This is a genomic window from Bordetella sp. 15P40C-2 (assembly GCF_009763235.1).
Taxonomy (GTDB): Bacteria; Pseudomonadota; Gammaproteobacteria; order Burkholderiales; family Burkholderiaceae_B; genus Bordetella_A.
Genome location: NZ_WSJA01000002.1, coordinates 216,132 through 235,080 on the forward strand (window position 1 = coordinate 216,132; position 18,949 = coordinate 235,080).

The window sequence follows — 18,949 nt, forward strand, 5'->3', positions numbered from 1 at the left end:
AATCTTGTCGTGCGAAAAAAGAAAGAGTTACCACTGTTACGCCGTGGGGAGAAAAACCGGCGCGTAAATAAAATTTCATAACTAGCCGTCATCGTATCGACCTCCCGCAGTCGTTATCATCGAATCTCGCATAGGAGGCGCCGGCATGAAACTTACCGTGCAGCAACGACCTGATGAGTCGGGTCTGATCGCACCGTGGTCCACCGTCTTTCACGCGCCGGGTGGCACTATCGGCCGCTCGCCTGATAACGCCTTGCGTCTGCCCGATCCGCAACGCGATATCTGCCGAGTGCAAGCGGCAGTGCGTATCACCGACAATGCGTGCTATCTGGTGAACCTCAGTAGCATGAGCGAAGTTCGACTGAATGGACGTCAGATCGAGCGGGATCAAGAGCTGCCGTTGACCTCGGGGGATCAATTGCAAATCGGCCCCTACACCATACTGGCGCAAGACCCGGACATCGATGCGATGGCGGGCGTGGCGGCCGGCGCCGCCGCGGCCACGCCGTTGCTGCAGCCCGAGCCGGATCCTTTGCTGGAAAGCCCCTTGCTCGACGCCGCAACGCCCGCGTCGGAGTTCGATCATGCCTCGGCAATGGCTGATCCCGCACAGCTCGAAGCGGTACCCGAGCCGGTGCCCGACGTGATCGCGGAACCTGTGATCGACCGCACGGCACGAAGCGACACGCTGTTCCAAGACCCTGTCGCCCAGATACCGAACATCGAGGTCGACGAAAATGTCATAGCGGGTGTCGAAGCCGATTCGCCACAAGCCGAATCGTCTCTGGCATCCGATACCGAGACATCGGCCCAGAGTGACGACGTCTTCAGCGGTCTGTTCGGCCCCGGCACCCTGCCCGTAGGCAGCGTGCCTGATGCGAGCACGCATCCGTTCGACATGGAATCCGCCGGAGAACGCAACCCCGAAGACCCATTGCGACAACTGCCACGTGGCGACGCGAACGTGAGCGGCCCCGCGCGAGATCCGCTGGAGCTGCTTGACTCGCACGAGGGGCCAGATGTCGAGCATGTATTTTCCGACCCCACCCCTTCGACCTTGCCCGCGCACGATCCGCTCGCGCCGCATCGCCTGGACCCGTTGCGTGACACGTTCGATCCGAAACAAGAGCCCGCGCACGACCAGTGGACCGCACGCGATCACACCCGTGAAACCGGCGGCTTTCTGCGCCCCAGCCGCGTCAGGTCTGAAACGCCCGAACGCGCGCCTGAAGCCAAGCACGAGCAGCCGCCGGCTCGCAGCCCCTCCGGAAGGACCAAATAATCGTGCCGTAGCGTCAACCACTGTAGTCGTAGTGATAATCAAACTCCACGCCGTTGGCTCCCACGCGCACGGACTGCATGCGCCGCCCGTCCATCGCCGCCATCAACAGCTCGCGGCTAATTTCAGGCAATACGGTGTTGGTCAAAATAGCGTCAATCATGCGACCACCAGATTCCACCTCTGTGCAGCGCGCCACCACCAATGCGTTCGCTTCGGGGCTGACCTCGAATGCGATGCCATGTTGGTCCTGCAGACGCTGACCGATCCGGTCGAACTGCAGCTCAACGATGCGCGCGAGCATCGCATCCGATAGCGGCATATACGGCACGGCAACTAACCGTCCTAACAGCGCCGGGGGAAAGACCTTAAACAAAGGCTCGCGCAGTGCGGTAGCCAACGCCTCGGGCTCGGGCATCAAAGCGGGATCCTTGCACAATGCAGTGATCAGATCCGTCCCGACATTGGAAGTCAGGATGATGACCGTGTTGCGGAAATCAATGTAGCGACCCTCACCATCCTCCATCCAACCCTTGTCGAACACCTGGAAAAATATCTCGTGCACATCGGGATGCGCTTTCTCGACTTCGTCGAGCAACACCACGCTATAGGGGCGGCGGCGCACCGCTTCGGTCAATACGCCGCCTTCGCCATAGCCAACATATCCAGGAGGCGCCCCTTTCAGGGTGGACACCGTGTGCGATTCCTGAAACTCGCTCATATTGATGGAGATGAGATTCTGTTCACCGCCGAACAGTGCCTGAGCCAGGCTGAGTGCCGTTTCCGTTTTCCCCACGCCGCTCGGGCCACACAGCAAAAACACGCCTACGGGTTTATTCGGGTCGGTGAGTTTGGCGCGCGAAGTCTGAATACGGCGCGCGATCGTCTCCAGGGCATAGCGCTGACCGATCACCCGCTGTTCCAGCGTATCGGCCAATCGCAATACCGACTGAGCTTCGTCGCGCACCATGCGGCCCACGGGGATACCCGTCCAATCGGCCACGACCGCCGCCACGGCGGCCGCATCGACAGCGGGATAGATCAACGCCTGCTCGCCCTGCCTTTCCGAGAGTTCGGCTTGTGCCTGCTTAAGTTCGCGGCGCAGGCGCTGGACATCTTGCTCACTCGTGTCGGAGGACTCTGCCGTAGACGAGGCCGCGATGTCCTCCAGCTCGCGACGCAACGTGTACACCCGCTCGACCAGGTCACGTTCGCTTTCCCAGCGTTGCGTGAGATGGCTTTGCGCATCGCGCGCCTGTGCGAGATCGGCCATCACCTGATCCACACGCAGGCTTTCTCCGACGCCAATATGTGCTTCGCGCTTCGCAATACGCAGCTCGATCTCCAAGGCCTCGATACGCTTGCGCACCGCTTCTAGCTCGGCAGGCACCGCATGCTGACTGATGGCCACGCGCGCGCATGCCGTGTCCAGCAAGGCGACGGCCTTGTCGGGCAATTGACGCGCCGGGATATACCTGTGCGACAACGACACCGCCGCCTCGATGGCCTCGTCCAGCAGCAACACTTGATGGTGCGTCTCCAGCGTGGCGGCCAAACCCCGCAGCATCCCGACGGCACGCGGCTCGGAGGGCTCGTGAATCTGCACCACCTGAAACCGCCGCGTCAACGCGGGGTCTTTCTCAATATATTTTTTGTACTCGGACCAGGTCGTCGCGCCGATCGTGCGCAGCTGGCCGCGCGCCAATGCAGGCTTGAGCAGATTCGCGGCGTCGCCCGTGCCCGCCGCACCGCCCGCGCCGATCAGGGTATGAATCTCATCGATGAACAACACCACAGGACGCGGGCTGGACTGCACTTCGTCGATCACGGCGCGCAGCCGCTGCTCGAACTCTCCCTTGACCCCGGCACCGGCCTGCAGCAGGCCGATATCCAGCAACCATAGCGCCACCTCTCGTAGCGGAGGCGGCACATCGCCCGAGGCCAGCCGCAATGCCAGTCCTTCCACGACCGCCGTCTTGCCGACACCCGCCTCGCCCGCGAGCAGAGGGTTATTCTGCCGGCGCCGCATCAGGATATCGACGATCTGGCGGATCTCCTCATCCCGGCCCGAAACCGGATCGATCTCTCCCGCCCGCGCACGCGCCGTCAGATCGACCGCATACTGCGCCAGTGCTGAACGCCCACCGGGCACCGCCTGGTCCTGCCCGGCAGCAGACGCCACAGCGGTTGCATCAGCATCCTCAGGCGAGCCTTGCACAATCTGCATCAGTTGCTCTAGCAACAGATCCGGCACGATACGGGTGAACTGATCCGACATCCCCACCAGCACATTGCGTAATGCATAGGTCTTTACCAGCCCTGCCAGCAAATGCCCGCCGCGGATGCGCTGGGCCCCATAGCGCAAGGAACCCAACACCCACGCTCGTTCTACCGCGGAATCGATATGTTCCGACAGGTCCGATACCGAGCTGGCCCCGCGCGGCAATTGATCCAGCGCGGCGGTAAGGTCGGCCTGCAGACGGCCCATGTCCAGATCGAATCTCTGCGCGATACGGTGCAGGTCACTGTCCTGCATGTGCACGATCTGATGGATCCAATGCACCAGCTCGACATAGGGATTTCCGCGCAATTTACAAAACGCCGTCGCCCCCTCGAGCGACTGATACAGCAGAGGATCGAGTTTGCCAAAAAGATCGATGCGGCCGATGTCGGACATGTTGTGTTCTACGGTTCAGTGTGAGGCGCTTGCGCGCGCGCGGCGCTCGCGGCTTTCATAATCGAGCAACAAGTCGCGCGCATCGCCCTGCCGCGCGCGCCGTTTTCCCACCCAGGACGACAATCCCAGCGGCTGCGCGGCGCCAAGTCTGATGCCTTGCACTTGATCGTGTTTGAGCACCGGCCGTACGTCCCAGGCAAACTCCACGCCGATGTAATCCCGCACCCAGTGCAACAGCTGCCGCGCACGATGGCCACCAGGCAGAAAACTGGTGTATTCGGCATGCGAGAGCGGCCCGAGTTCAATGCGAAACTTGTGCTGCGCATCGCGCACGGCAAGCCCGAGGATCGTGTCGCGACCTAGCCCCATCGATCCGGATAAGCCTAAACGTTGCGCAGGCTCCAGCCGTATCCATTGCGGTACGTATTCCTCAATGCGCACCCGAACGGCGAAAAACGTCTGCAAAATCTGCCTGAGTCCTTCCGGATTGCGCGTCTGACGCAGCAGATGCCCGGCCATGAAGAACTTCGCATGATCCATCACCGTGTCGCGTCGAGCGAGCGACGGCATGCCCATATGGAGCAGGCTTGAGATATACCGCGTAAAGCTGGCCTCCTTGCGGTCGAGACTGGCCGTGCTTTGTGCGTCGGCCCAAGCGCGGTAGAACAGCAGTATCAACCTGTGATGGAACACATCGGCGAATCCGGCTAATGTGCGATCCCCATAATGATGGATGCGCTCGCGTACGAACTCCGTCAAATGCAGCGGCAGTGGGCCATTAGGTCCAAACAAACCAAAGCTGTAGATCGCTATCTCGGGCGGACGACCTTCGCGCCCGGCGTCCACGGAGGCCAGCGTCGATGGCGCGAACGCCATGGAGGGTTCTTGCCGCAGCCGTACTGGCTCGTTACGTGGCACGGATTCGCGGCCCAGAGGCACACGGCCCGGGGCGCGCGCATCGATCCAGCGCAGCGTATGAAACAGATCGTGCGCATAAGGATTCTGTGCGAGCGCATGCCAGAACTCTGCCGGCATCGTCGGCCGTGCGGACATGCCTGTTCCTTTCTCGGACTGATTTTTGGCCCCGCCCAAATCCGTCGCCCCGGATGCGGTCGATGCCACGGCATGTTCCCCGTCATGCGTCACAGTGTCGGCCATGCTTATCCCATGTGAATCTGCTTGCCGTCTACCTTGACGAGCTTATCCGCCGTGATCATCGTATAGGCGCCATGCACACGCGCACTTTTGTCGGCGCGATAATCCAGCGAGCCAGTGCGCACATGCTCAACCTCTTCGGCCACGCGAAAAGTGATGCGCGACAAGAGCGACAAGCGATCCATGACGGCTTCGTAGACTTTCCCCACCAACCGCGTCGAGCCCACCGTGGCGGCCACCTCATTGCCGATGTAGGTCAAGGTGTTTGCCGTGAAATCGGCAGCCTGCGCCTGTAGCTGCAGGCTAGGGGTCTCTACCGTTACCTCCTCCTTGCCGTTTAGCCGCAAGGCGTGCGGCGCCTCCAGCGTCAGATTGCCGGACCCGGCGCGCAGCACCATATCCCCGGCGGTTTCCAGCTCGCTATGGGCTGGCTCGGCTTGCTCGATGACGGCGATGAGATAGACGCGCGACGCATCGGGGCCGCTGATCATCACCTGGTCGCCCAGCTGCGGCGTCAGCAGGCAGCTTGCCGCCCGCCTCGCCGTCCACGGGCGGCCGTCGCATTCGACCACGTATGCGCCCGCCTCACCGCGATGCGTCACCGTGCCGATCAGATGCACCGGATCGTAAGCAGGATACTGACGTTTCGCCGCGTGTTTCATGACAGATTCCTCTTTCCGTATTTCATCGCCCTACACCGCGGGCCGCGCGCCCATGCGAGGCGTCCAGCGTGCAATTTCGCCACGCTGCAGGGTGGACAACACCAGCTCGGACATCATGTTGATCGAGACGTGACGCGCGAAAAACTGCTCCAACACCGCGCCGAACAGGTAAGGACTGATGCCCGAGAACGCCGACTCGTCGACTTGTAGACCGATACGCACACCACGGCCGTAGACGATGGGACCTGGCACTGGCAATCGATGATGCATGGGTTCCGCGCTGACATGCCGCACACCGGCGATATGTTTGCGCACCACCGGGTCGGCCAGTTTGGCGTAAACATTCAACATCTCGCGCAGCGTCTGGGCGCCCTGCTCTGCGTTCAGGTCGACGAGGCTTAAATAATTCAAGCCCAAATGACTGATCAGATGCCACGTCGCCGCGTTCTCGGCCAAGGCCGCATGCGGCCGTGTCGGCCCATGCAATACCTTGATCGCACCCACCGGCGCCGAGACGCGCAGCGTAAAGTCCGTGTCGGTGCCCAATGGCAACAACATGGCCAGATCGCGGTTCGTACACAAGGTCTGCAGCGTCAGATGCCTCAGTTGCCCCGAGAACGGTGCCTCGTTGCGATCCACTAAGGAAATAAACACCTCGCTGCCGATATAGCCCGTGCGTGTCCCGTTACGTCTGGCTTGCTCCGACAACATGCGAGGCTCGCGGCGCAGGGAGTAGTACGCCCCATAATCGTCCGGGTCGCTGCCCAGTGTGCCGTAAAAAGGTCGGAACTCCTGTTCGGGCCGCTCGGCCGAGGCATGCCCCACGACTTGCGTCGCGCTGAAGACCTCGTAGTCCAAGGGCCGGGTCCGGTCGACTACCAAGTGGTATTCGCTCGTGCGAGGCGACACCGCGATGCGGTCCGCGCGCTTGGGAAACAAGTTGATGACCGGCGCGCAATGCAAGGCCAGATGCTCGGCAGCAATCGCGCCCTCGAGTTCCGGCGCCGCCACGGAAAACAGGAACGTGAGTTCAAAACTGCGTGTATTTAGTTGCCCATTGGCCGCACGCACCGTCGACCGTAGCCCGCGCTTTAAATCATTCACGCTGAAGAAAAGAAAGCGACGAGGAAACGCAAAATACTCCTGCAGTAGCCGATACCCTTGAAACACACGCGAGTCGGCGGGCAACAAAGCCTGATCGTCGTCAAAGCCTTCGTGACGCACGGCCGAAGGCGGCAGCTTGTTGATCCAGCTTAACGGGCGCGCGGTATCGTGCCCTAGGACCGCCACCGTATGGCCCATCAAAATTTCCAGCAGCCGCTGCATCTGCAGATCGGGACCGGCCAAGTGAAACATCAACTGGTCCAGATCCATATCCTCGAGCCGCACGCCGCCACCGATTTCGATGCCCACGCGCAACGCACTGAGCACCCGGCCATTACGCCCACCCAAGCCCAATCGCGTCAAAGGCAGGTCGGGTGGCGGGCCGGTAAAGGCTGCCTCGGTGACCCGCAACGGCCACAATCGCACGGCATGTCCAGTTATGAACTCGCAAGCCGTCTGTTCGCCGCGCGGAATGCGACCTCGCAGCAAGGTGCCGCGCGGCAGATCGAAGCCGCGAGCTAACGTCCCCTCGTTCATGCTGGGTGCAAACTGCACCACCGCCATGGCAGGCGTGGGAGCCAGATAATTCGGGTACACCACTTCCAGCAGCCGCTGCGAAAACCTCGGGAACTCCGCATCCATCTTGAGGTGAATGCGCGCCGTCAAAAAGCTAAAGCCTTCTAGCAGCCGTTCCACATACGGGTCCGCGACCTCGGTACTGTTCATCCCCAGCCGGCCCGCGACTTTGGGATACTGCTGCGCAAACTCGGCGCCCAGCTCACGCAGATACACCAGTTCGCGGTTGTAGTAGTCCAGCAGTCGCGCATCCATTAGCCGCCCCCCAGATCGCGCAGGTCCATGTGCCCGCTTTCCAGATCGATATCGGTGCGAAAAAGGAACTCCATCGGATGCGGCACGCACCACAGCATGCCCTTGATTTCCAGACTCAGGATGTTGTGGTGCTCGAGCGTGCCGGTGTCAGTCACACAGCGGACCTCCACCGAGGAATCGAGGATGCGCGGTTCGAACGCGGCAATCGCATTGCGGATCGACTCTTCCACGTCAATCCAATCGATCTCGGACATGCGTTTGCCGGCCATCGCATGCAGTCCGAAATTCAAGCTGGAATCGATGACGCGTGGATAGGCCGACAGATCGTTCGTGGTCTGCAGGTTCACCGTATTGAGCAACCAGCGCAGGTCGCGCAGCACGGCGTTGCGCAACTCGGCCTGCGTGAGCATCGAGGCTTCGCGCGGCTCAACGCCTTTCGCGGGATCATGGTCGATCAGACGATCGAGTAACGACGGCTGCAAGCGGTCCTTCGCCACGCGTTCGTTGCGTGGCAGCGGATCCCCCTGCCGCGACTGACGCATCGACTCGTAAACCGCCATCAAGCCATCTCCACCGTCCGGATATCCAGCAAGGCGTATTCGCCTTGATCCGTCATCCACATCTTCTGGCCGATGCCCGCATACATATCCTCATGCAAGCAGTGCCAATCCGTCATGCGGCCGAGCTTTACGCCATCGGGCAATTCGCTGAACTGTTGCCCTGGCAAGGCCGGATAGCGCGCCGGAATCGCCCCGTAGTGCGTGCGTCCGTCCGTGGTCGTGATCTCGGCCTGCGCCCACACCAGATCTGCCAAACCCTCCGGCGCCAGGATGCGCACATTGCGCAACGCCGCGAAGGGCAGCCAGCCATAGCGCGAACCCATCATGAACTCCATTACGGGGCCCAGCCGGCTGTCGCCATCACTGATCCAGGCAAACGTAGTGGCCACGCCCTCGACTGCCACTCCGATCTCGCCAGCGGTCGCCGGAGCCGCCTCATAGGCCTGCGCACGCAATGCCGCCGCCTGTTCAGGCGCATCGGCATCGCGCTGCAAGGCCAGCGCCAGATCCTCGAACCAGCCAGGTGCATGGCCAAAGCCGGCGGGCGGCTCAAGCCCGGCCCACACGCGTTCGCGCTGGGCTTCGCCGGCGATGACCTGTTCATACAAAATGGCCGACGGCTGCGCCTGCGGGTTCAACTGCGCGGCAAGCTTTATCTGCTCGAGTGCCCGTGTCCATTCGCCTTGCACCGCCATCAGTTGAAACAGCTGTGCGCGCATGTCCGCATCGGCGGGATGACGGCGAATCTCGGTCTGGACAGCCTCCAAATGCTCGGCCAGGCTGCTTTCGCGCAAGGCGATAGCTGATTTGCTCATGAACGATTCCCGCGGAGTAAATCGAAAGCAGATGGCCGACCCGCACATCGCCCATCGTCATGAGGTGAGGTTCGCGTCACGACGGGCGGGCTCGCCTGAACATCTCTGCCCCGGCAAAACGGGCCAGGATGCCGCCATCGACGCGCGCCGCCAAGACCAGGCTCAGCCCACCTCTTTGTTCTGTTTGATATCCCAGGCCACCAGGCTTTCGGCACCCTTGCCGCCTTGCTCGGTTTGCTCCCAGTATTGCTGTTTGACCTTGGCCGCCTGGAACGCATAGTTCACGGTCACCGCCTCGGAATTCATTTCGCCAGACAACTGCACAGACGAAACCAGTACATCCTCGAGCGTGATCTTGGTGTATTCCACTTGTTGGCCACCCGCCTTGCACACCGACAGTTCGATCCGGCTCAAGTGCTTGCCGCTCGCGCAGTGCTTCATCACCGCGGGCGCGGCCTTGTCGATGCGCGCCACGACATGCAGGTCATTAAAACTGGCCTTGCCGGCACCCAGACCGCCGCCGCTGGACATATTGCCCGGCTGGGTCGCGCCCCACGAGAACGAAATGATATCGGTCCAGTTCTTGTGATTAGCATCCCTGGACTCACCATTGGCGCCATCGATTTTCATGAACATGTCTACAGACACTTTGCTCTCCCTAAGTTGCAGTCACGGCACTCTGTGCCGCGATCCATGCCTCCTTGCCTGACTGCGGCCGGGTGGCAACACGTCCATCAACCATCGTTCTTTTTCAGCGACGGCAGCTTGGACACCAGACGCAGCGACACAGTCAGCCCTTCGAGCTGATAATGCGGCCGCAGGAAAAACTTCGCAGAGTAGTACCCTGGGTTGTCCTCGATTTCCTGCACTTGGACCTCGGCGGCCGCCAGGGGCTTGCGCGCTTTGGTCTCCTGGGACGAGTTGGCGGGATCCCCGTCAACGTAATTCATGATCCAGTCGTTCAACCAACGCTCCATATCGTCGCGTTCGCGAAACGAGCCGATCTTGTCTCGGACGATGCACTTCAGGTAATGCGCGAAGCGGCAGCAAGCGAACAGATAGGGCAGGCGCGCCGACAGCTTGGCGTTGGCCGACGCATCGGCGTCGTAGTATTCATGCGGTTTCTGCAGCGACTGCGCGCCAATAAACGCAGCGAAGTCGGAGTTCTTGCGATGCACCAGCGGCATAAAGCCGTTCTTGGCAAGCTCCGCCTCCCGGCGATCGCTGATGGCAATCTCGGTGGGACACTTCATGTCTACACCACCATCGTCGGTCGGGAACGTGTGACAAGGTAGATTCTCTACCGCACCGCCCGATTCCACCCCACGTATCGACGTGCACCAGCCATAGAGCTTGAAAGAGCGATTGATATTGGCCGCCATCGCATACGCGGAATTGACCCAGGTGTAGCGATCGTGATTCGCACCGTCGGTGTCTTCCTCGAAATCGAATTCATCGACGGGGCTCGTGCGCGCGCCATAGGGTAGCCGGCCGAGGAATCGCGGCATTGCCAGACCGATATATCGTGAATCCTCCGACTCACGCAGGCTGCGCCAGGCGGCATACTCGGTGTTCGTGAAGATCTTGGTCAGGTCGCGCGGATTGGCCAGCTCTTGCCATGAATCCATCTGCATGACATTGGGCGAGGCACCCGCGATAAAAGGGCAATGCGCGGCCGCCGCGATGCGCGCCATCTCGGTCAGCAACTCCACATCCGGTGGACTGTGATCGAAGTGATAGTCACCCACCAGACAACCTATCGGCTCACCGCCGAACTGACCATATTCCTCTTCGTACACGCGCTTGAAAATCGGGCTCTGATCCCAACCCACGCCCTTATGGCGTTTGAGCGTGCGGCCCAATTCCTTTTTCGACATGCACATCACGCGGATCTTTAGCAGCTCGTCTGTTTCCGTATTGGTGACGAGGTAGTGCAGTCCGCGCCACGCGCCTTCCAGCTGCTGGAAAGCGGAATGGTGCAGAATCAGGTTGATTTGATCCGATAGCTTTTGATCGATCTCTGCAATGATGGCTTGAATGGTGCGATAGGCATCGGACGACACCGCCACGCCACTATTTTGCAGGGCTTGATGCGCCAACGTGCGCACCGCATGCTCGACCGCTTCGCGCGCCTGCTCGGTCTTGGGCTTGAACTCTTTTTTCAGCAGTGCCGACAGGCCATCGGCTTCGAGCGTTTGCGGACTTTGCGCGTCTTCGTGTTTGGCTACTGCAGTCATCGCGACCTCCGTGTTCGGTTATTTAGCGGCCGGATCCGAGTCGGGCGTATTGGGTGCATCGGCAGATGCATCAGGATTGGGGGCTGCAGCCAATGCGTTCATGAGCGCGGGGTTGTTAAGCACTTTCCCGATCAGCTCTTCGGCACCCGATTTGCCATCCATATAGGTCAGTAGATTCGCCAGCTGTGTGCGCGCCTGCAGCAGTTGATTCAGGGCGTCCACCTTGCGCGCCACGGTAGCGGGCGAAAAGTCATCGATACTCTCGAAGATGATGTCCACGTTGAGCTCGCCCTCGCCTGTCAGCGTATTGGGCACGTGAAACGCGGCGCGCGGCTGGATCGACTTCATGCGTTCATCAAAATTATCGATGTCGATATCCAGGAACTTGCGTTCGGCCACATCCGGCTGGGCCTGCGTCGACTGGCCTGCCAGATCCGCCAGCACGCCCATGACGAAGGGCAGCTGAATCTTGCGCTCAGCGCCATAGATTTCCACGTCGTATTCGATCTGCACGCGCGGGGCGCGATTGCGCGCGATGAACTTCTGCCCGCTGCCCTTCAGTGTCGTTGCCATGTTTACGCTCCTATGCTGCGATTTATGCCAAGCATGTCGTCACCTCAGTTGCCAGAGGCGCCATCGGCGTCTTTGGGCAGCCAGGTCTCGAATTGCTCCAGGCCTTGCGGCGCCAGGTTCTTGATGATGTCGTGAAAGCTCATCGAAATCAGTTGCTGAGCACGACGAATCAGATACGGCGCGGGATGACTAGGCTCATGCACCTCGAAATAGGCGCAGACTTTGGCCAACATGGCCGATGCCTCCTCGCGCGATTGAATCTGCGCGTCCTGCCAGCGCATGACAGGCTGGGCAGCGACGTTCCCCGTGTGCGAATGCTGGGAATCCATAACGTTCACCTCGGACGCGGACGGTATCGTTTCCGTACTGGGTGGGGCCGGCGCCGGCTGGGCTACGCTGTCTCCCAGTGCCTGCAAGACCACGTTCAACGTGCGATACATAGCCGTATAGTCGGGCACCCAATCACGCCCCAGCTTGTCTGCCACCAAGCGCTGAATACGGCGCAAGCCCTCATCCGCTGCGGCTATCGCCACCAACGCACTGTCTTGCTGCATCCATGCCTGACGCAGATGCTCAACCAACCGCGCGCGGCCACCCGGGTAAAACTCGGGGTCGGCACGACTGCCATCCAAGAGGGATTCGGCATCGCGTAAAGTCAGCTGCCCATGTACGCCATTGACAAGTCGGCTCGAACGGACGCTAGGCGCGCAGCCCGCATGTGCGCCCAATGACGACAATGCGTTCATCCTCGGCATGGGGTCGTAGTCGCCGTCGCTGTCGAGCCGCGGATGGACCGCTTCCCAATAGCGCTCCAGCGTATCGGCCACCAGCGTCACGCCTTGCGCATAGCCCTGCAGCCCTCGCACTTCGGTCCAGGCCTGCGTGAGGTACGCCATGACGCGGATATCGCGCGTGCGCTCTAACAATCCGCGCGCCAGGCGCTCGACTTCACGCCAATCAGGAGGCTGCGCGGGAATGATCGTCGAGCCGAACTGCTGCTCGCTGCGCTCCACCGCGGCTTGCTGCAACTGCAGAAACTCAAGGTCGTATTCGAGATCCTCGCCACAAGGCAACTGCGGATCGAGCGCGGTCAGGATGTCGGCAAATTCCATGTTTTACGGTAATAGCCGGGTTTACCCATGGCCAATTCAGGCTAACGTCGAGCAAGACCCATCGAAATCGGAATTCTAGGCATACCACGCGCGCATCCGATCACCGCTAACAGCCTATGTCTCTTTTTACGGTTGATTAACATGCGTTCATGTTTACCAACATTTTTTTCCCTAGTGGCCGACAATACTTGAAACATAGATACTGCCTAGCCTCGGAAAAACCCACGACGAATGCTTGAAGCTCAAACCTTAGGGTTTCCCCTGCTTTCTATTGCTTGAAGCGTCGCTTTCACAAAGCCGAATTGTTCTCTGCCCGCAAATGCGAAACCATATCGTGTGCTAACAGGAGACAATATGGCTACTCATCGCCCACTATATGTTGCTATCGCAACCATGACTCTGACGATGGCCTCTGCCGCCATGGCAGCAGACTATCCTTCAAGGCCCATCACGCTTGTTGTGCCCTTCGCCGCGGGCGGACCTACCGATGTCGTGGCGCGTTCATTAGGCGCAGAGTTGGGCAAGGAACTCAAACAACCTATCGTCGTGGAAAATCGCACGGGTGCTGGCGGCACGGTCGCGGCTGCTCATGTCGCGAATGCGCAGCCGGACGGATACACGTATTTGATTCACCACAACGGCATGGCGACCGCCCCGGCCTTATATTCTTCGCTGAAATACGATCCGCTGAAAAGCTTTGAGTATGTCGGCGAAGTCGTCGATGTCCCCATGACGCTGTTGGCTCGTAAAGACTTCCCCCCCAACAATATGGCGGAATTCATCGAGTATGCGAAGGCGAACGCCGATAAGATCAATCTCGCGAACGCGGGTCCCGGCGCCGTGTCACAACTTTGCGGATCCCTGCTGCAACAGGCCCTCGGTCTGAAGTTCACCACTATTCCCTACCAAGGCACGGGTCCGGCCATGACAGCGTTGCTGGGTAGCCAGGTAGATGTCTTGTGCGACCAGACCACGCAGACCATTCCGCATATCCAGGCCGGTAACGTGAAGTTCTATGGCGTGACGACGAAGGATCGCATCTCGAAACTGCCCGATGCACCTACGCTTAACGAGCAGGGTCTCAAGGACTTTGAAGTCAAAGTCTGGCACGGGATTTACGCGCCCAAGGGAACGCCCGCTCAGGATGTTGCGGTATTCAACCACGCGTTAAAGACGGCCTTGAACTCACCGGCGTTCAAGCAGAAGATGGCTGACCTCGGTGCGGAAATCGTTTCCGAAGAAAGGCAGACATCCGAATCCCTGCAGAACTGGGTCCAGTCCGAAATCAATAAGTGGACCCCGGTGTTGAAAGCCGAAGGGATAAACGTCAATTAAGTACTGCAGCAACAAAACACTTGCCGGCCCCCTGAATTCAGGGACCGGCAATTTTGAATAAAGAACTCGTCGCGCGTCCTCTCGAACCCGCGACGTTTGTTTTACTGCCCAGCCACCGGATTGGCAGGCGCCACGGAGGCCGTCCCCCCCGACGCGGCGGGAGCCGGCGCAGTATCCTCGATCTGATTCAGATCCAGCCCCTTGGTCTCGGGCAGCAAGATCGCGGCGATGATCACCATGCCATAGCCCACCCCGGCGACAACTGCGATAGACATGCCCAGCCCCAACGAGCCCGAGCTCAGAGCCCCCACAGCCAGCGGGAAAAACGAGCCGATCACGCGGCCTACGTTATACGACACGCCATAGCCTGTCGCGCGCACGCTGCTGGGATACGACTCGGAAATCGTCGCGCCGATACCCGAGAACATGCCTTGCATCAGGATTCCCAACGGCAAGCCCAGGAACAGCATGGCGGTGTTGGAAATGGGGATCATCATGTAGCACAGCGCCATGGTCAATGCACCGATCGCAAACACCGCATACGTTGCACGACGGCCCAGACGGTCAGTGGCATAGGCGCCGGCGACATAACCCAGGAACGAACCCAGGATCAGCACCACCAGATACGAGCTGGTGCCAAACACCGACAGACCACGCACCGTTTTCAGATAGGTCGGCAACCAAGTGGCAATCGCGTAATAGCCACCCAACATGCCGCCGGACAGCAAACTACACAGGATGGTTTTGCCCAGCAAGGGCGTCTTGAATACGCGAGACAGGTTCTGGGTCAGAGGCACGGCCTGTGCTTTATCGCGCGATTTCAGATAGACCTCGGGTTCAACCAGATTGCGGCGCAGATACACCACCACAAAGGCCGGCAATACGCCCAGGAAGAAACACGCGCGCCATGCCTGCTCCGGCGGCAAGATGCTGAACATCAGCGCATACGCCAGCGCCGCGGCCGCCCAGCCAAACGAATAGCTGCTGGCGGTAAAACCTGAATACTTGCCACGGTGTGCGGGATTGCGGATCATCTCCGTCACCAGCACCATACACAGCGACGATTCGCCTCCAAAGCCCAGACCCTGAATGATGCGAAACAGCATCAACTGTTCGGGTGAGGTCGCCAGCCCGCAAAGAAAGCAAGCGCCGGCAAAGACCACAATCGTCCAGCGCAATACACGCACACGACCATAACGGTCGGCGAGCATACCCGCCACAATCGCGCCCACCAGCGACGACACCAACGTATACGTCACAATCGCACCGGCTTCCGACTTGCTCATATTCCACTGCGTGAGCAGTGTCGAAATCAGGAACGAATAAATCATGAAGTCGAATACATCGACAGCATGCCCCAGGAACGCGCCATAGAACCCCTTGCGCTCCATCTTCGTCAACTCTTTAAACCAACTGAACATCGGTTTTCCCTCAGTTGTGCTGCGTTATGGAAATCGGCGGGGCGTCAAGAGACACTGCCCCTGTGTCATTACTACTGCCTGCGCATACGCGGCGGTCGATAGCAATAGCCCAGGTCCTCGAGCCACTGCGCCACGCGCAAGGAAGTCAAATCTTCACCATGCCCCGCGATAATCTGCACGCCAACCGGCAGCCCTTCGGTGCTGAGGCCCGCTGGCGTCACCGTCGATGGCAAGCCGCACAAACCTGAGAACCCAGCCCAAAACAACTGCGTGGTCATGGGCTGGGGCCGCCCATTGACCGACAACATGCGCTGCCAAGGCTCGCCAGCCTGGTTCAGTTCGAACGCAGGCGTGGCCGCCGCCGGGCATAACAGCACGTCGTACAACTGAAAATAGTCATCCCAAGCACGTGCGAACCGCCGGCGTGCTTGGGCCAGTTGCAGCCAGGCCCGATGATCCAGCACCGTCCCGACATGCTGCAGGGCCGCATAGCTCAAGTCATGCGGATCGCATGCGCGCGCGCGCTCTTGCGCTTGCGCATAGGCGCTGTCGTTCATGTACATTGAGGTCGCCGCACGCAGCATGAGCACATACGTGCGCCACAGCTCCTCGGCCTCAATCGACGGCATCGACTGCATCGTGACTTTCGCGCCGCTTTGCTCCAGCCTGCGCGCCAATGATTCGATCACCGAGGACACTTCGCTATCCACCGGCGCGAACGGATGACTGGACAGCACGCCAATGCGACAGTGATCCAATTGCACCGGACGCGGCGCGCGCAGCTCACGGCCGTCTTGCGCCAGCACACGCAGCAAGATTTCCAGGTCTTTAGCGGAACGCGCCAGCGGCCCGGCCACATTGATATCGGGCATTGGGTCATCACTGCGTATGCCATGACCGGCCAGCGAGATCAGCCCATGCGTGCTTTTATGCGAAAAAATGCCGCAGTAATGCGCCGGATTGCGCAACGACGAACCGATATCCGAGCCGACATCAAATACGCTCATACCCGCGCAGACCGCTGCCGCGCTACCGCCTGACGAGCCCCCCGGGGTGCGGGTGGGATCATGCGGATTGCGCGTCGTGCCATACACGGCGTTATGGCTTTGCCAATCACGCAGATGCAGGGGAACATTGCTCTTGCCGAGCAAGACCGCACCCGCACGACGCAGTCGCGTGATCACCGCCGCATCCTGATCGGCGATGTTCTGCGCATGCGCCGGATCGCCACATGTCGTGGGCCAGCCCGCGACATCGAACGACTCTTTTATCGAAAAGGGAATCCCGGCCAGCGGTCCCAGCGCTTCGCCCGCGCGCCGCGCCGCGTCGATGCGACTAGCCTCGGCTCGGGCCGCGGCGTGGTCATGTATCACCAGCGCATGGACGGTCTCATGATCGCGTGTGAAGGCCGCCTCGCAGGCATCTAACAGCGTCTGCGCCGATAGTGCTTGCGTCTGTAGCGCTTGCGTTAATCGCCATAGGGGCCAATAGCATAGCGACTCGGCGTCATTGACCCCGGCCGTCGCCTCGATCACACTCGTCGAACTTGCGAATGCCACGTTGCTTCCCTCCCGTTTTGTATACTATATACATAAATTCCGGGGTTGAAATGGCTTTATACGCCTTAACTAGGGAAACTCCGTATACAACTCATGCCTGCCAGACACCGCAGGATAAGTTCTTCGGCAGCCACGCGTGCCAACAGGCCGTTGGTCAGAACGGAGATCAAGAGGGGTTTCGCAGTCGATCCAAACGCAGCCGGCCGCGCTCATCGCTCAAATGACGCATCGCCCCGAAAGCCGCCCCCATCGCCGCCAAGGTACTGGCGCCGCACAATAAAAACATCAACAGGATCTGATACTTCGCGGCCTCACTGGGGTCCATTCCCGCGAGGATTTGCCCCGTCATAATGCCCGGCAAGGTGATGATGCCCGCCGCAGCCATCTGATTAATGCTAGGCACGATGCCACGTCGCACCGACTCGCGCAGCAGTCCCGCGAACGCCTGGCGTGCCGGCGCGCCCAGCGAAATGCGCGCCTCGATCGCCAAACGCTCGCGCGTAGCGCCCGTGAGCATGGTATCTAAAGCCAGACTCGCCGCGTTTAACGCGCTGCCCAACACAATGCCCACCAGTGCCACCACATAGCGTGGGTCATACCAAGGCGTGGGCTCCACTGCCGTATTGGTGATGAAGAATACGCAGATCAAGGTTGCCGAAGCAACGGCCATCGCGCTGATGACCAGATTGCCGTGCCGCTGCAGACGCGCTTTGGGACGCACCGCCACCTCGCGGATGGCGAGCGCCATCATCACGGTGATGATGAGCAAGGTCAATCCCGCGCTGGCATGGGTGAACACCACCCGCAGCAACTGTCCCACCAACAACAATTGAACAATCGTGCGGGTTGCCGACCATAGGATCTGTCTCTGCAGATTAAGGCGCAGCACCAACGAAATTGCCGCGCAGAGCAGCACCAGACAAGAGGCAATCGCGAGGTCCGAGGCATGTAATGCGATCACGTTCATGCGGCCTCCAATGCACCCGCGCGCATGCGGAACGTCCGTTGCGCCAATCGCCCGGCCTGCGCCGGGTTATGCGTGACCATCACAATCGCGCCGCCTTGCTCGAGGAACCGATGCAATTCCTGTTCGACCCGCTGTGTGGCTGCCTCGTCCAACGCAGCCGTGGGCTCGTCCAGCAAGAGGACGGCGGGCGAGAGCATCAATGCGCGTACCAGCGCCAGACGTTGCCGCTCACCCGTGGATAGTTCGCGCACCGCAGCCTGCAACTTCGCGGGGGACACCTCCAGCCGTTGAGCGATGATGCCCGCGGCAGGCACGTCCGCGAAATGGGCGGCCACCGAGTCGTCCCACCAGCCCGCCTCGGCCTGGCAGTACACGACGTGTCGTCGCCATTCGTATCCCCGCATCGCGGCGCGATCACGTCCTTTCAGCTCGGCCGTCCCGGAGCCAGGATCCAGATCGGCAATCTGCCGCAAAAGCAGGGACTTCCCCGAACCGGAAGCCCCTACGATCGCAACACACTCGCCGGCGGCGATCTCCAAGGACACCGGTGCGAGCCTGGCGCTGCCAAGCCCGCGCAGCCTTAAGACGGGCACGCCGCCGTCACGCACCTCTCCCGCGCCACGGGACACAGACAACTCAGGCAACTCGGGCATAGCAACTAT

General features: G+C 60.5%; 16 protein-coding genes. 2 read left to right on the plus strand and 14 right to left on the minus strand.

The features are described from left to right. Window positions 1-145: 145 nt before the first annotated feature. A complete protein-coding gene (locus tag GOQ25_RS19460) occupies window positions 146-1,282 on the plus strand; it encodes an FHA domain-containing protein (protein WP_236844446.1) in 1,137 nt (378 codons plus the stop codon). 13 nt (window positions 1,283-1,295) lie between these two features. Here GOQ25_RS19460 and tssH read toward each other — a convergent pair whose 3' ends face one another. From tssH to tssA, 10 genes are all read right to left on the minus strand, one after another. Further along, window positions 1,296-3,956 carry a type VI secretion system ATPase TssH gene (tssH, locus tag GOQ25_RS01840; RefSeq protein ID WP_160348731.1) on the minus strand — a complete coding sequence of 887 codons (2,661 nt, stop codon included), beginning with the start codon at window positions 3,954-3,956 and terminating at the stop codon, window positions 1,296-1,298. Between the two features lie 15 nt (window positions 3,957-3,971). Further along, on the minus strand, window positions 3,972-5,009 hold the full coding sequence (gene tssG / locus GOQ25_RS01845; RefSeq protein WP_202109293.1) for a type VI secretion system baseplate subunit TssG: 1,038 nt from the start codon (window positions 5,007-5,009) through the stop codon (window positions 3,972-3,974). 107 nt (window positions 5,010-5,116) lie between these two features. Further along, a complete protein-coding gene (locus GOQ25_RS01850; RefSeq protein ID WP_160348732.1) occupies window positions 5,117-5,773 on the minus strand; it encodes a DUF3540 domain-containing protein in 657 nt (218 codons plus the stop codon). Window positions 5,774-5,803: 30 nt separating this feature from the next. Continuing rightward, complete coding sequence (gene tssF / locus GOQ25_RS01855; protein ID WP_160348733.1) at window positions 5,804-7,708, minus strand: type VI secretion system baseplate subunit TssF; 1,905 nt, start codon at window positions 7,706-7,708, stop codon at window positions 5,804-5,806. Further along, window positions 7,708-8,268: a type VI secretion system baseplate subunit TssE gene (gene tssE, locus GOQ25_RS01860; protein WP_236844447.1), complete on the minus strand. Its 561-nt coding sequence runs from the start codon at window positions 8,266-8,268 to the stop codon at window positions 7,708-7,710. The genes tssF and tssE overlap by 1 nt, the downstream gene beginning before the upstream one ends. Beyond that, entirely contained in the window at window positions 8,268-9,083 is an 816-nt protein-coding gene (locus tag GOQ25_RS01865) for a type VI secretion system accessory protein TagJ (protein WP_160348734.1), read from the minus strand. The genes tssE and GOQ25_RS01865 overlap by 1 nt, the downstream gene beginning before the upstream one ends. Before the next feature lie 162 nt (window positions 9,084-9,245). Beyond that, window positions 9,246-9,731 carry a type VI secretion system tube protein Hcp gene (locus tag GOQ25_RS01870; protein WP_160348735.1) on the minus strand — a complete coding sequence of 162 codons (486 nt, stop codon included), beginning with the start codon at window positions 9,729-9,731 and terminating at the stop codon, window positions 9,246-9,248. A gap of 86 nt (window positions 9,732-9,817) precedes the next feature. Beyond that, on the minus strand, window positions 9,818-11,320 hold the full coding sequence (gene tssC, locus GOQ25_RS01875) for a type VI secretion system contractile sheath large subunit (RefSeq protein ID WP_160348736.1): 1,503 nt from the start codon (window positions 11,318-11,320) through the stop codon (window positions 9,818-9,820). An 18-nt stretch (window positions 11,321-11,338) separates the two neighbouring features. Then, the gene (gene tssB / locus GOQ25_RS01880) at window positions 11,339-11,893 is read right to left on the minus strand and encodes a type VI secretion system contractile sheath small subunit (protein WP_160348737.1); all 555 of its coding nucleotides are present in this window, start codon (window positions 11,891-11,893) and stop codon (window positions 11,339-11,341) included. A gap of 44 nt (window positions 11,894-11,937) precedes the next feature. Beyond that, a complete protein-coding gene (tssA, locus tag GOQ25_RS01885; RefSeq protein WP_160348738.1) occupies window positions 11,938-13,005 on the minus strand; it encodes a type VI secretion system protein TssA in 1,068 nt (355 codons plus the stop codon). Window positions 13,006-13,359: 354 nt separating this feature from the next. Here tssA and GOQ25_RS01890 point away from each other — a divergent pair, with 354 nt between their 5' ends. Continuing rightward, the gene (locus GOQ25_RS01890) at window positions 13,360-14,340 is read left to right on the plus strand and encodes a tripartite tricarboxylate transporter substrate-binding protein (protein ID WP_160348739.1); all 981 of its coding nucleotides are present in this window, start codon (window positions 13,360-13,362) and stop codon (window positions 14,338-14,340) included. Window positions 14,341-14,441: 101 nt separating this feature from the next. Here the strand turns inward: GOQ25_RS01890 and GOQ25_RS01895 are convergent, their stop codons facing one another. The 4 genes from GOQ25_RS01895 to GOQ25_RS01910 all read right to left on the minus strand — a co-directional run bounded on the left by GOQ25_RS01895 (window position 14,442) and on the right by GOQ25_RS01910 (window position 18,940). Next, entirely contained in the window at window positions 14,442-15,761 is a 1,320-nt protein-coding gene (locus GOQ25_RS01895; RefSeq protein WP_160348740.1) for an MFS transporter, read from the minus strand. Between the two features lie 71 nt (window positions 15,762-15,832). Further along, a complete protein-coding gene (locus GOQ25_RS01900; protein WP_160348741.1) occupies window positions 15,833-17,320 on the minus strand; it encodes an amidase in 1,488 nt (495 codons plus the stop codon). A gap of 166 nt (window positions 17,321-17,486) precedes the next feature. Beyond that, window positions 17,487-18,287 (minus strand): iron export ABC transporter permease subunit FetB, encoded by an 801-nt coding sequence (gene fetB, locus GOQ25_RS01905; RefSeq protein ID WP_160348742.1) that lies wholly within the window; start codon window positions 18,285-18,287, stop codon window positions 17,487-17,489. After that, window positions 18,284-18,940: an ATP-binding cassette domain-containing protein gene (locus GOQ25_RS01910; protein ID WP_160348743.1), complete on the minus strand. Its 657-nt coding sequence runs from the start codon at window positions 18,938-18,940 to the stop codon at window positions 18,284-18,286. Before GOQ25_RS01910 ends, fetB begins: the two co-directional genes overlap by 4 nt. Between the last annotated feature and the right edge of the window lie 9 nt (window positions 18,941-18,949).

Bases quoted from the DNA above. Each gene is read 5' to 3' on its own strand.
- GOQ25_RS19460 (WP_236844446.1), top strand. From the start codon at position 146: ATGAAACTTACCGTGCAGCAACGACCTGATGAGTCGGGTCTGATCGCA.
- tssH (WP_160348731.1), bottom strand. From the start codon at position 3,956: ATGTCCGACATCGGCCGCATCGATCTTTTTGGCAAACTCGATCCTCTG.
- tssG (WP_202109293.1), bottom strand. From the start codon at position 5,009: ATGTCCGCACGGCCGACGATGCCGGCAGAGTTCTGGCATGCGCTCGCA.
- GOQ25_RS01850 (WP_160348732.1), bottom strand. From the start codon at position 5,773: ATGAAACACGCGGCGAAACGTCAGTATCCTGCTTACGATCCGGTGCAT.
- tssF (WP_160348733.1), bottom strand. From the start codon at position 7,708: ATGGATGCGCGACTGCTGGACTACTACAACCGCGAACTGGTGTATCTG.
- tssE (WP_236844447.1), bottom strand. From the start codon at position 8,268: ATGGCGGTTTACGAGTCGATGCGTCAGTCGCGGCAGGGGGATCCGCTG.
- GOQ25_RS01865 (WP_160348734.1), bottom strand. From the start codon at position 9,083: ATGAGCAAATCAGCTATCGCCTTGCGCGAAAGCAGCCTGGCCGAGCAT.
- tssC (WP_160348736.1), bottom strand. From the start codon at position 11,320: ATGACTGCAGTAGCCAAACACGAAGACGCGCAAAGTCCGCAAACGCTC.
- tssB (WP_160348737.1), bottom strand. From the start codon at position 11,893: ATGGCAACGACACTGAAGGGCAGCGGGCAGAAGTTCATCGCGCGCAAT.
- tssA (WP_160348738.1), bottom strand. From the start codon at position 13,005: ATGGAATTTGCCGACATCCTGACCGCGCTCGATCCGCAGTTGCCTTGT.
- GOQ25_RS01890 (WP_160348739.1), top strand. From the start codon at position 13,360: ATGGCTACTCATCGCCCACTATATGTTGCTATCGCAACCATGACTCTG.
- GOQ25_RS01895 (WP_160348740.1), bottom strand. From the start codon at position 15,761: ATGTTCAGTTGGTTTAAAGAGTTGACGAAGATGGAGCGCAAGGGGTTC.
- fetB (WP_160348742.1), bottom strand. From the start codon at position 18,287: ATGAACGTGATCGCATTACATGCCTCGGACCTCGCGATTGCCTCTTGT.
- GOQ25_RS01910 (WP_160348743.1), bottom strand. From the start codon at position 18,940: ATGCCCGAGTTGCCTGAGTTGTCTGTGTCCCGTGGCGCGGGAGAGGTG.